Genomic DNA, 12,826 nt, shown 5'->3' with positions numbered 1-12,826 from the left:
ACGGGTGCGGCAAGCCGTGCACCGCGGGTGCGGTCGGCCACCGGAGGCCGTCAGGTGCAGGGCGGTCACGCGCTCCGGCGCAGCGTCCTACGAGGCCCCCTCCGCGAGTCCCGCCACGCAGGCCAGCGCATCGCCTCGGAACAGGGCGCGGCCCCGCGCCGCACGGGCCGCGCGCTCCGGGCCGCAGTCCGAGAGGCGGGCGAGTGCCGTCAGCAGGGCGGGGCCGTCCGGGGCGTACTCCGACAGGCCGAGGCCCGCCATCTGCCGGACGCCCTCCGCACCATGGCCGGGCAGGGGACGGTGGCCGACCACGGGAAGCCCCGCGCCGAGGGCCTGGACGGCGGTCTGCCCGGCGGCGTTGTCCACCAGGGCGTACGCGGCGCCCATCAGCCCCGGCACGTCGTCGACCCAGCCCAGCGCCAGCGCACCCGGCACCCGGGACATCCGGCCGAGGAGCCGTTCGTTGCGGCCGCACAGCAGCACCGGCAGATAACCGGCGCCGTGCAGCAGCCCGGCCGTGTCCGCCGGGCGGGACGCCGCGCCCCAGGCGCCCGCGGAGAGCAGGACCGGCGGCCGGCCGGGCGCGTGCCCGGCGAACCGTTGCCGCCAGTGAGCCGCTCCGGGGGCCGGCGCCAGGAAGCCGGGCGGCACCACCGGGCCGGTCGTCACCACCGGGGTGGGCAGGGAGCGCCCGACCTCGCGCGCCGCCGCCTCCGTCAGGCACAGGTAGCGGTCGTTGCCCGGGTGGAGCCACTGCCGGTGCACCGCGAAGTCGAGCAGGAAGACGGAAGCGGGCACCCGCAGCCCGCCCCGCGCCCTCAGATCGCCGGTGAGCTGCGCGGCCAGGTGGAAGACGGACACCACCACATCGGCGCCGAGCCGGTCCACGAGGCCGGTCAGCCGGTCACCGGCGAGCCGGGCCAGGGGCACGCCACTGGGCCGGGGCCCCGCGCCGCCGCGCATGAACGCGCCGTACAGACCGGCGTACACCCACGGGACGTGCCGTACCGACGCCTGGTAGAAGCGCCGCAGGCCCGTGCCCAGGCCGTGGGGCAGCAGCTCCAGGACGTCGGCGAGGTGCGGCTCGAGTCCGTGGACCTCGGCGCGCCGGGCCAGTTCGGCGGCGACGGCGTCATGACCGGCCCCCATGCTCGCGCTGAGGATCAGCATCCGTCGCCGGCGGCCGGTCGACGCTCGCTCACCCCGGGGCACTCCCGCAGAAGTTCGCACGGATTCCGATTCTCCGCCGCCCCCCACCGTAAACGGGGGAACCCGGCCGGCCCCGGCGGCCGTGTCGCGGCTCCCTACGCCAGTTGCCGCCGCACCAGTTCGTGCAGCCGGCCGCCCGTGTCCGCGAGGAGCTGCGCGGGCGGCCCCTGCTGGATGATCCTGCCGTCCTCCATCACGATCACCCGGTCCGCGTCCAGCACCGTCGACAGGCGGTGGGCGATGACGACGCGGGTCGCGTTCAGCTTGCGGGTGCTCTCGATGACGACGCGCTGGGTGTCGTTGTCCAGGGCGCTGGTGGCCTCGTCGAAGAAGAGGATGCGCGGGCGCCGGATCAGCGCCTGGGCGATCATCAGCCGCTGCCGCTGGCCGCCGGAGATCGCGCCGTTGCCGGCCACGATCGTGTGCAGCCCCATCGGCATCCGCCTGATGTCCTCCGCGAGACCCGCCATCTCGGCCGCCGCCATCGCCTCCTCCGGCGTGTACGGCTCGGTGCCGCAGATGACGTCCAGGACAGAGCCGGTGAACGGCTGCGCGTGCTGGAGCACCACACCGCACTGGCGGCGCACCGCCGACTGGTCCAGTGCCGCCAGGTCCTGGCCGTCGTACAGGACACTGCCGGAGACCGGCTTGTCGAAGCCGATGAGCAGGCGCAGCAGCGTGGACTTGCCGCAGCCGCTCGGGCCGACGACCGCCACGAACTCACCCGGCCGGACGGCGAAGGACACGTCGTCCAGGACGAGCGGGCCGTCGTCGGCGTACCGGAAGGACAGCCGGCGTGCCTCCAGGGCGCCCGACAGCGGCCCCGGGCGGGTGCTGCCCGTGCGCACCTCGGGCGTGGCGTCCAGGACCGGCCCGATCTCCTCGAACAGCGGCAGCGCGGCCACCGCCGACACGAACGCCCCGGTGAGCTGGGTGACCGAGGTCAGCACCATGGTCACCGAGGTGTTGAAGGTCAGGAAGGCCGCCGCCGACATCGCGCCCTTCGCCGGCCCCGCCAGCAGCATGAACATCAGCAGCGTGCACACCGGCAGGTAGACCGCGCCCAGCACCGAGGTGAGGTTCTTGATGCGGCCCACCTTCTGCTGGAGCTCCCGGCTGCGCGCGAACTCCCGGGCCCAGGCGGCGTACGCGTAGTTCTCGGCCGCCGCCACCCGCAGCTTCGGCAGGCCCCGCAGCGTCTGGAACGCCTGGTTGTTCAGCTTGTTGCCGAGCACCACCAGCCGCCGCTGCCGGCGCACCTGCCACAGCCCGAGCCCCAGGAACACCCCCGCTATCACGACGAGCATGCCGATCGCCGCCAGCGCCATCGGCACGCTGTACCAGAACAGCAGTCCGAGGTTCATCGCGCCGACGGTGACCGACTGGGCGACCACCGGGCCGACGCCGGCCAGCAGCCGCCGGATCGCGCTGATGCCCATGGCGGCGCTGGCCAGTTCACCGGTGGAGCGCTGGGTGAAGAACCGGGTCGGGAGCCTGAGCAACCGGTCCCACACGGCCGGCTGGAGCGCCGCCTCGATACGGCCCTCCAGCCGCAGGATGGTCAGGTTCTCCAGCAGCGTGAACGCGGCCGCCACCACGCCGCTGACCATCACCGCCAGGCACACCTGGACGATCAGGCCCTCCTCGGCCCGCGGCACGTACTCGCCGAGCACCTTGCCGGTCGCGACCGGCACCAGCGCGCCGATCACCACCGTCACCAGCCCGGCCAGCAGCAGATTGACCAGGTCGCCGCGGGTGCCGCGCAGGCTGAAGCGGAGCAGTCCGAGCGGCCCCAGCCGCTTGTCGGGCAGCGGCCGGTAGAACATCACCGCGCGCGGCTCGAACTCCTCCGCGTTCGCCTTCTCGATCGGCGTCTCCCGCCCGGTGCCCGGGTGCACGGCCACATAGCCGCCGCGCCGCCACAGCAGCGCCACCGGCGCCCCGGACAGCGCCCGGTGCCCGACCAGCGGGCCCACGTCCTCCCGCCACCAGCGGCCCTCCAGGCGTACCGCCCGGGTGCGCACGCGGGAGGCGAGTGCCACCCGCTCGACCGGGTCGAGGCGTTCGCTCTCGGTGCCGCTCTGCGCGGGCTCGGCCAGCCGGATCCCGGCCGCCTCGGCGACCAGCCGGCAGGCCGCGTAGCCGGCGTCGGCGTCGGCGGCCGTCGTACGGCGCGCCGAGCGCCGGCCGATCGAGGCCAGCAGGGTCTGGTCGGCCTGGGCGCGCACCGCCTCACCGGCCTTGATACCGGCGGCGGCACGTGTCTCGTGGGTGCGCTCCAGCTGCTCGATCCAGCGGTCCAGCGCGGTCAGCAGCCGGTACTGCTGGTCGACCAGGGACTGCCACAGCGCGGGGTCCATCAGCAGGTCGGCGGCGGCCTCGGCGCCGTACAGGGAGCCGTACTGCACGCTGCCCGGTGGCACCTGCATCCAGAACACGTCGTCGTCGGCGGGCGCGGCGAGCCGCTCCTCGGCCATCGGCGCCTGGAAGAGCACGGACAGCCCGCGCCCGACGCCCAGGGCGACGGCGTACTCCAGGGGGCTGGTCGTGGGTGGCACGTACTGCGGGTTGCCGTACGCGTCGTAGGACCAGGTCTGGGTGTGGGCCGGCTGATGCAGCTCGCGCAGCGCCACGCGGTGCACCACGCAGTCCCGGACCGGCCGCGCCACCAGGGTGTGCTGGGGCCCGGCGACCGGCCCGAGCAGCAGCGTGCCCGCCTCCAGCCGGCCGAGGTGGTGCCAGTGGCCCTGCTGCGCGGCGTCCACCGCGAACAGGTCCAGGGCACCGGCCGCGACCAGCCACAGCACCTGCGGATCCTCGAGGTCCAGCCGGTTGAAGCCGGCGCAGTCCACCCGCGTGCCCAGCGAACCGAGCGCCCCGAGGACCAGGTCGCCTTCCGGTACGGACGTCATCTCACCGCTCCCTGACCAGCGCGGCGTACGCGCCGCCGCGCGCCACCAGCTCCTCGTGCCGCCCGCGCTCGACGACCGTGCCGTGCTGCAGGACGACGATCTCGTCGCTGTCGCGGACCGTGCTCAGCCGGTGGGCGATCACCACGCAGGCGCAGCCGCGCCGGCGCAGGTTGTCCATCACGACCAGCTCGGTCTCCGCGTCCAGCGCGCTGGTCACCTCGTCGAGGACGAGGATGCTCGGACGGCGGACCAGCGCCCTCGCGATCTCCAGCCGTTGGCGCTGCCCACCGGAGAAGTTGCGGCCGTCCTGCTCGACCCTGCTGTGGATGCCGCCGGGCCGGCGCATCACCACGTCGTACAGCGCCGCGTCCTTCAGCGCCTCCACCACGGCCTCGTCCGGGATGGACGGGTCCCACAGGGCGATGTTGTCGCGGACCGAGCCCTCGAAGAGGAACACGTCCTGGTCCACGAAGGACACGGAGGAGGCGAGCGCGCCGCGCGGGATGTCCTCCAGGCGGCGGCCGTCGATGCGGATCACCCCGTCCCACGGCGCGTACAGGCCCGAGATCAGCCGGGACACCGTCGACTTGCCACTGCCCGAGCCGCCGACCAGCGCCACCTGCTGCCCGGGACCCACCGTCAGGTCGAAGCCGGTCAGCAGCGGCTGGTCCAGCGGGCTGTAGCCGAAGGTGACGTTCTCCAGCTCGACGTGCCCGTGCAGCCGGCGGGTCGAATCTCCGGCGCCGGGGCGGGCGTAGAGCGGGTCGGCCTGGAAGTTCTCGACGTCCTTCAGCCGAGCCACGTCGGCCGCGAAGTCCTGGATCCGGCCCGCCACGCCGTTGAGCCGGGTCAGCGGCGCGGTGAAGCGGGTGACCAGCGCCTGGAAGGCGACCAGCAGGCCGACCGAGAGGTGCCCCTCGACCGCCCGCAGGCCGCCGATCCACAGGATCAGCGCGCTGTTGAACGTGGCGAGGGTGGGCGCGACCACGCCGAGCCAGGCGCTCGGCACCCCGAGGCGCTGCTGCTCCTCCAGCGTGGTGGCGTGCTGCCCGGCCCACTTGCGGAAGTAGCCGTCCTCGCCGCCGGTCGCCTTCATGGTCTCGATCAGCTGCAGGCCGGTGTACGCCGTGTTGGTGAGCCGCGCGGTGTCCGCGCGCAGCTTGGCGGTGCGGGTCGCGCGCAGCCGCACGACCAGCCGCATGGCGACCACGTTGAGCAGGGCCACGCCGATGCCGAGGAACGTGAGCTGCGGGTCGTAGGTGTAGAGCAGGACGGCGTACAGCACGACCACGATCGCGTCCACGCCCGCCGCCGCCAGGTCACGGGCCAGGGTCTCGGCGACCTGGTCGTTGGACTGCAGCCGCTGCACCAGGTCGGCGGGGGAGCGCTGGGCGAAGAAGGTGACCGGCAGTCGTAGCAGATGGCGCAGGAAGCGGGCGCTGGAGAGGGTGGAGGAGATGATCCGGCCGTGCAGCAGGTTGGCCTGCTGCAGCCAGGTCAGCACCAGGGTCAGCAGCACGCAGGTCGCCATGGACGCGAACAGCACGCCCAGCAGCGAGGTCTGGCCGCCGATGAGGAACATGTCGATGTACGTACGGCTGAGCGCGGGCACGGCCGCGCCGACGGCCACCAGCAGCAGGCTGGCCAGGACGGCGGCGGGCAGGGTGCCCGCGGTGCCGCGCAGCCGGGCCGGCATCGCGCCGAGCACGCCGGGCTTCCGGCCGCCCCGGGTGAAACCGTCGCCGGGCTCCATCACCAGCACGACCCCGGTGAAGCTGCCGTCGAACTCCTCCATCGGCACGAACCGGCGGCCCTTGGCGGGGTCGTTGACGTACACCCCGCGGCGACCGAAGCGGCGGCCCATGCCGTCGTAGACGACGTAGTGGTTGAACTCCCAGAAGAGGACGGCGGGCGCCCGCACCTCGGCGAGCGCGGCCAGGTCCATCTGCATGCCCTTGGCGGTCAGGCCGTAGCTGCGGGCCGCCTTCAGCAGGTTGCTGGCGCGCGAGCCGTCGCGGGAGACGCCGCAGGCGATGCGCAGTTCCTCCAGCGGGACGTGCCGGCCGTAGTGGCCGAGGACCATCGCGAGGGAGGCGGCGCCGCACTCGACGGCCTCCATCTGCAGCACGGTGGGCGTACGGACCGTGCCGGTGCGGGACTTGGGGACCGGCCGCTTGGCGGGGGCGGCGCGTCGGCGGCCGCGGGTCTCCTGTGCGGTGGGGCTCACGGCAGCAGCCAATCGACGGGACGCCGGCCGGCCAGCCGGACCGAGGCGGAGGCGAGGGTCATGGAGTCGAGCCGGAACGGCGGGCCGTCGGTGGTGGACCACCGGTAACCGCTCTTCGTGGCCGTCGACGGGTCGAGCTCCACGGTGACGGCCACCGGGCGGCCCTTGCGGGTGAACTGCTCGCCGAGCTGGCTGTCGCCGAGGAACGCGGCGATCGACCGGGCGGACTGCGCGGTGCGGTCGACCGACTTCACTCGGCCGCGCAGCACGCCGTACTTCTGCGCGGGTACGGAGGACACGGTCAGGTCGACGGCGGCGTGCGCGGGGATGGCGGCGGCGTTCTCGGCGGGGACGTACACCGTCGCGTACAGCGGGTCGGTGGCGTGGGCGGCCTTCTCCACGGCGGCCACGTCCGTGCCGGTCTGCACGATCTGCCCGAGGGTGGCGGCGAGCGCGGTGACCCGGCCCGCGGCGACCGTGCGGACCACCGAAGTGCCCTGCGCCGTGCGCACCTTGAGGACGGGCGCCCCCGCCGGCAGCCGTTGCCCCTGCCGGGCGAGCACGGTCGTGACCTGGCCGGCCACGGGGCTCTGCAGCACGTAACTGCCCTGGTCGTGCGTGAGGATCGCGGGCGCGTCGACCGTGGAGGCGACCGAGCCGGTCACCGCCCACACGGAGGCGGCCGCCATCACGAGGACCGTCACCCCGAGCGCGAGCCAGCCCTGGGGGCGGGCGAGCCGCACCGGAAGGTCCAGCTCCTCCGGCGACTGGAGCTTGGCGAGGGCCTGTTGGCGGAACTGCACGGGACTTCCCTCACCTGGGGGTCGGACACATGTGGTTCAGGGCATCGATGAGTCCCGGAACCGAGGGACGGCTCCGGGACTCGTCGGCGACGCCGGTGCGATCAGAGACCGGCGACCAGGTTGGTGACCGGCTGGGTGTTCAGGCCGGTGACACCCTCGACCGTGCCGATGGCCGTGTCGGCCAGGCCGGAGACCGGGGCGACGCCGTTGACGGCACCGGTCACGGTGTTGAGGGCGTTCAGGGAGAGGCCGCCGGAGACGTTGTCCAGCTCGGCGTCCGAGATCTCGACGGTCTCGACCTGGGGGGTGGAGTTCATGGTGGAACTTCCCTTCGTATGGATATTCACAAGGGGGGAGCGGCCCCCTCTGGGGACAGACGGACGGCCGCGACCGCGGGCGCCGGGCACCCGTCTCCGGGACCCCGGGGCGAGCCCTGCGGTGCGATGGATCAAAGCACGCACGCGGCGCGGGCTTCCAATCAACCAGGCCTCTCACCAGGCGATTTGGTCCACGCACCGGTGCAACCGTGCAGGTGTGCGCACGGCATGTCGGCGACTCCTTCACATGCCGCACGGCATCGGCGCATCCGCACCCTTGCCCGGGCCCGCGAAAATCCGGCACTCGGCGCCAAAGGCGTGCCGGGGGGCGCGCGGTTGTGCAGATCCGCGGGCGGCGGTGACCCGCTTGGGCATTCGATGTGCAGATTCCCTGAAGCAAGGATTCCGGTACGTGTGGGGAACCGACCGTTACTGATCGGTAGCTGACCGTGTCGAGCGTTCCGCGGGGCGTGGCGGCACTCTGGCGCAAAGGAACCGCCCCTGGCCGATTCCCCGTCGTGCGGCGGAAGTTGCCAAGCGGAATTGAACGCACCGCCTGAACCTCCCGTACCTACAGCCATCCAGGCGCCCCCCAACGACTGCCCGACAGCGGCAGACCCCCGTACCCAGGAGGTCGAGAAGTTGAGTCACAAGCGAATGCCCAAGCGCAAGGCCGCGATAGCGGTGGGCGGTGTCGCGGCGCTCGGAGCGGCGGCCCTCCTGCTGCCCAACGCCAACGCGTCCCAGGACAAGGACCAGGCCGCGGGTGCCGCCGGCACCGCGAAGACCCTGAAGGCCGCGGACGCCTCGGACCTCGCCGCCCAGCTGCAGAAGGCGCTCGGTGACGCCCTCGCCGGGTCGTACTACGACAGCTCGCGGCAGCAACTGGTCGTGAACGTCGTCAGCGGTGACAGCAATGTGATCGTGCAGGCGAAGAAGGCGGGTGCGGCCGTCCGCCAGGTCAAGAACAGCACCGCCGACCTCAAGGCCGCCGCGAAGACGCTGAAGACCAAGGCGACCATCCCCGGCACCGCCTGGGCCATCGACCCGCGCACCAACAAGGTCGTGGTCAGCGCCGACTCCACCGTGACCGGCGCCAAGTGGAACCGGCTGCAGTCGACGGTGCAGGGCCTCGGCTCGGGCATGGCGACGCTGAAGAAGTCCGCCGGTACCTTCAAGACCTTCGTCTCCGGCGGCGACGCCATCTTCTCCCAGGTGCAGGGCGGCAGCGTGCGCTGCTCCCTCGGCTTCAACGTCACCGCCTCCGACGGCAGCCCCGCCTTCCTGACGGCCGGTCACTGCGGCGTCGCCGCGAAGGACTGGTCCGACTCCGAGACCGGGCAGCCGATCGCCACGGTCGACCAGGCCACCTTCCCGGGCAGCGACTTCTCCCTCGTGAAGTACAACGACGCCACCACGCAGGCGCCGAGCGAGGTCAACGCCGGCAACGGGCAGACCGTGCAGATCACCCAGGCCGCGGACGCCACCGTCGGTGAGACAGTGTTCCGGATGGGCTCCACCACCGGACTCCACAACGGCCAGGTGACCGGCCTCGACGCCACCGTCAACTTCCAGAGCGAGACCGACCCGAACGGCGTCGACACCGTCAACGGCCTCATTCAGACCAACGTCTGCGCCGAGGCCGGGGACAGCGGCGGCTCGCTGTTCACCCAGGACGGCGGCGCGGTCGGCCTCACCTCCGGTGGCAGCGGCGACTGCACCAGCGGCGGCGAGACCTTCTTCCAGCCGGTCACCGCCGCCCTCCAGGCCACGGGCGCCACCCTGGGCGACGGAGGCAACGGCGCCGGCGACCAGTCCGGCGCAGGCGCCGGTGACCAGGCGGGTGCCGGCGACCAGTCGGGTGCCGGTGCGGGTGACCAGGCGGGCGCGGGCGACCAGTCGGGTGCCGGTGCGGGTGACCAGGCGGGTGCGGGTGACCAGAGCGGCGCCGCCGACCCGTCCGCCACGGCCGGTGACCAGAGCGGCGCCGGCGACCAGGCGGGCACGGGCGACCAGTCCGGCACGGGCGACGGCTCCTCGGTCGACGGCTCCAACTGACGGGCCGCTCCCCGGCGTTCACCCACTCCGAGACTCCCTGACCGGCCCACAGCGGTTCCGGCCGGCAGGGACGGTCCGGCCCTCCGGCGGGAGGGCCGGACCACGGCCGTTGCCCTCGATCCGCCGTCCCGGCCCGGCACCTCACCCCTCCTCCCGTGCCCGCAGCAGCAGTACCGCCACGTCGTCCACCCGCTCGCGGGCCGCCGCGCTGTGGCGGACGAGTTCGTCGGCGAGGGCTTCCAGGGGCTGGTCGCCGGATTCCGCGAGGAGGGCGCCGAGGTCGATCAAAGAATCCTCGATGTCGATGCCGGGGGATTCCACCAGGCCGTCGGTGTAAAGGGCGAGGACCGAGCCGGGGGCGAGGGAGACCTCGGTGGTCGGGTACGTGGCCGACGCGTCGATGCCCAGGAGGGGGCCACCGGCCAGGTCCAGGACGCGCACCCGTCCGTCCGGGCGGCGGAGCAGGGGCGGCGGGTGCCCGGCGCGCGCCATCACCGCCCGGCCCCGCGCCGGGTCCAGCCGCAGGTACAGACAGCTCGCGAACAGCTCCGCGCCGAGGTCGATGAGCAGCCGGTTGGTGCTGCGCATCACCTCCTGCGGCGCCTGACCCACCGTCGTGTACGCCCGCACTCCCGTGCGGATCTGCCCCATCAGCGCCGCCGCCGTCACGTTGTGCCCCTGCACGTCCCCGATCACCGCCGCCGCCAGCGGCCCGCTCGGCACCAGGTCGTAGAAGTCGCCGCCGATCTCCATCCCCTGAGTCGCCGGCAGATAGCGGGCGGCCGCCTCGATGCCCGGCAGCGGCGCCAGCGAGTGCGGCAGCAGCGACTCCTGCAGCCCCTGCGCCAGCCCGTGCTTGGCGTCGTACAGCTGCGCCCGCTCCAGCGCCTGCGCGATCAGCCCGCCGAGGCTGGTGAGCACCGCCCGCTCGTCGGCCGGGAAGACATGCGGCTCCGTGTAGGCCAGCACGCACGTGCCCACCGGCCGCCCGGACGCGATCAGCGGCAGATACGCCCAGGCCGCGAACGGCGTGTTCCAGAACCGGTCGGGATACAGCCGCTCCAGTTGCTCCCGCGAGTCGAAGAAGGCCGGCACCCCGCTGTTCAGGGCATGCGTACCCGGCGTGCGCTCGGTCAGCGGCAGCCCGTCGAACCGCTCCACCAGCTCCGGGTCCGGATACCCGCGGTGCCCCAGCACGTGCAGCCGGCCGCCCCGGGAACCGAGGATCACCAGCCCCTGACTGCCCACCGCCGGGGCCACCTCGTCGGCGACGAGCTGCACCACGTCCTGCACCCCCACCGCCTCCGTCAGCGCCCCGGCCAGGCTCAGCACCTGCGAGATGGTCACCAGCCGCGAGGGCCCGGACCCCGACTGCGGCGCCGACCGCCCCATCTCCGCCACCGCCCGCGCCCGGCTGATCCGCACGCTCAGCCCCGTCGTGCTCGGATACAGCCGGAACGACAGCCACTGGCCCGGCGGCCGCAGCGCCACGAACGAGGTCACGTGCTGGCTGATCAGCGCGGCCCGGTACCGGTCCTCGTACATCGGGTCGTTCAGCCACGGCACCGACACCCACGGCAGCGTGCCCAGCAGCTCCCCGGCGGGCCGGCCGAGCAGCTCGGCGGCAGCCGGGTTGGCGAAGGCGATCCGGCCGTGCAGGTCCAGCGAGATCAGGCCGTAGGGCAGCCGGGCCACCATCCGCGCCGCCTCCACCGACCCCAGGGTGCCCGACACGCCGGACACCGGCGCCGCCAGCAGGTCGGCCTCGGGGCCCAGCGGCTGGTTCTCCCTGGCGGCTCGCGCCAGCCGCAGCGCCAGCCGGTCGCAGCCGGCCGTCAGACACTCGCGCTCCCGGTCCGACAGCTCCGGCGGATGCGAGCCGGGCCAGGTCACGAACACGGCGCCGTACACGGTGTCCGCCGTCGCCACCGGCAGCGCGGCCAGCGCGAACGGGTACGGCAGCACCACCGCGATCCGCGGATAGCGGCGCGCCATCTCCTCCTCGCCGCCCACCCACACCAGGCGCCGCTCCCGGGCCGCGTCCGCGACGGGGATCGGCGCGCTGAGTCCCACTCGCTCCCAGGGTGCCGCGAACGCCCGGGGCATGCCGGCCATCACCGCCATCTCCAGGACCGGCTCCTCGGGGTGGAGCAGATAGACCGCGCCGGAGTGCGCGTGCACCTCCTCGAGCATGCCCGCCAGCGCCAGCGACAGCAGCGGCAGGCCGTCCCTCACCGCGCCGGCCGCCGGCGCCTGTCCGGACCCTGCCCCGTCTGACACGCCGACCACCTCCTCGTACGGCCGCGCGTCGCATCCCGGGGTCAAGGCTCCCTCGTGGGGACGCCCGGCGCACGGCGAGGGCCGCTCCCGCGCGCCCGGTGGCACCGCTGACCTGCGCACGAGTCCCGTGGCGGCGAAACCGTACGGATACCCCGTCCGGCCGGTCCCATGCCCCCGCACCGGAAGCGCGGGGCGGCGTACGGGCGCCCTGTGTGCGCCCCCGCGCACCTTGATGGCCGGATCTTCGCGCCCGCGAGCGGTGACGGCGCCCAAGAATGGGGCACGCGCTCACCACCCGGTGGCGGGGCTACGGCGGCACACCCTGTTGACGGGGCTCACGGCGATGCGGCCGGCCGACGGGGGTACGGCGATGCACGGCGACGGACGGCCGACGGGAGGGGCGGGCAGTGATCCGGGTACTTCTGGTGCACGACGCGTGTCTGGTGAGATCGGTACTGGCCGAATGGCTGCGGCGGGAACCCGGTCTGCACGTGGACGACACGCCGTGGCGCGGCGCGTCCGCACGGGTGCGTTCCTTATGCCCGGACGTGTGCGCGGCCGATCTGGAGCGAGGTGACGGGCCCGGGGTGCCGCCACTGGGCGACCTGTGCCCGCCCGGCACCGGGGGCCGGCCGCCGGCGCTGGTGGTGCTCGCCAGTGCCAGCAGGCCGGGCCTGCTGAAGCGGGCGGCCGAGGCGGGCGCGCTCGGCTTCGTCGACAAGGCCGGCTCACCGGACCGTCTGGTGCGCGCGATCCGCTCCGTCGCCGAGAGGGAACGTTTCGTCGATGCCTCGCTCGGCTTCGGTTTCCTGAAGGCTGCGCAGATGCCGCTGACCCGGCGCGAGCTGAGCGTGCTGACCTTGGCGGCCGACGGGGCGTCCGTCGCGGAGATCGCCGGACGCCTGCACCTGTCCCACGGCACGGTGCGCAACTACATGGCGGCGATCACCCGCAAGACCGGGGCGCGCAACCGCATCGACGCGATCCGGATCTCCCGGGGCGAGGGCTGGCTGTGACCGC

At 73.6% G+C, this 12,826-nt stretch carries 8 protein-coding genes; 2 read left to right on the top strand and 6 right to left on the bottom strand.

The genetic code is table 11. The features are described from left to right. Positions 1 to 87 precede the first annotated feature (87 nt). The 5 genes from ACZ404_RS00195 to ACZ404_RS00175 all read right to left on the bottom strand — a co-directional run bounded on the left by ACZ404_RS00195 (position 88) and on the right by ACZ404_RS00175 (position 7,468). Positions 88 to 1,149: an MGDG synthase family glycosyltransferase gene (locus ACZ404_RS00195; protein WP_468434995.1), complete on the bottom strand. Its 1,062-nt coding sequence runs from the start codon at positions 1,147 to 1,149 to the stop codon at positions 88 to 90. Positions 1,150 to 1,304: 155 nt separating this feature from the next. Then, a complete protein-coding gene (locus tag ACZ404_RS00190) occupies positions 1,305 to 4,121 on the bottom strand; it encodes an NHLP bacteriocin export ABC transporter permease/ATPase subunit (RefSeq protein ID WP_468434994.1) in 2,817 nt (938 codons plus the stop codon). Between the two features lies 1 nt (position 4,122). Further along, entirely contained in the window at positions 4,123 to 6,240 is a 2,118-nt protein-coding gene (locus ACZ404_RS00185; protein WP_468435803.1) for an NHLP family bacteriocin export ABC transporter peptidase/permease/ATPase subunit, read from the bottom strand. Positions 6,241 to 6,344: 104 nt separating this feature from the next. Beyond that, on the bottom strand, positions 6,345 to 7,151 hold the full coding sequence (locus tag ACZ404_RS00180) for a hypothetical protein (protein ID WP_468434993.1): 807 nt from the start codon (positions 7,149 to 7,151) through the stop codon (positions 6,345 to 6,347). Between the two features lie 101 nt (positions 7,152 to 7,252). Beyond that, on the bottom strand, positions 7,253 to 7,468 hold the full coding sequence (locus ACZ404_RS00175) for a type A2 lantipeptide (RefSeq protein WP_468434992.1): 216 nt from the start codon (positions 7,466 to 7,468) through the stop codon (positions 7,253 to 7,255). Between the two features lie 657 nt (positions 7,469 to 8,125). On the opposite strand from ACZ404_RS00175, the gene ACZ404_RS00170 reads away from it, so the two are divergent. Then, complete coding sequence (locus ACZ404_RS00170) at positions 8,126 to 9,526, top strand: S1 family peptidase (RefSeq protein ID WP_468435801.1); 1,401 nt, start codon at positions 8,126 to 8,128, stop codon at positions 9,524 to 9,526. 141 nt (positions 9,527 to 9,667) lie between these two features. Here the strand turns inward: ACZ404_RS00170 and ACZ404_RS00165 are convergent, their stop codons facing one another. Next, the gene (locus tag ACZ404_RS00165) at positions 9,668 to 11,815 is read right to left on the bottom strand and encodes a SpoIIE family protein phosphatase (protein ID WP_468435799.1); all 2,148 of its coding nucleotides are present in this window, start codon (positions 11,813 to 11,815) and stop codon (positions 9,668 to 9,670) included. 398 nt (positions 11,816 to 12,213) lie between these two features. On the opposite strand from ACZ404_RS00165, the gene ACZ404_RS00160 reads away from it, so the two are divergent. Further along, on the top strand, positions 12,214 to 12,822 hold the full coding sequence (locus ACZ404_RS00160) for a LuxR C-terminal-related transcriptional regulator (protein ID WP_468434991.1): 609 nt from the start codon (positions 12,214 to 12,216) through the stop codon (positions 12,820 to 12,822). Positions 12,823 to 12,826 lie beyond the last annotated feature (4 nt).

The organism is Streptomyces sp. NPDC030798 (assembly GCF_055572275.1).
Note: the sequence above shows the minus strand (reverse complement) of the source record. Positions and strands in the feature narration are given on the sequence as shown.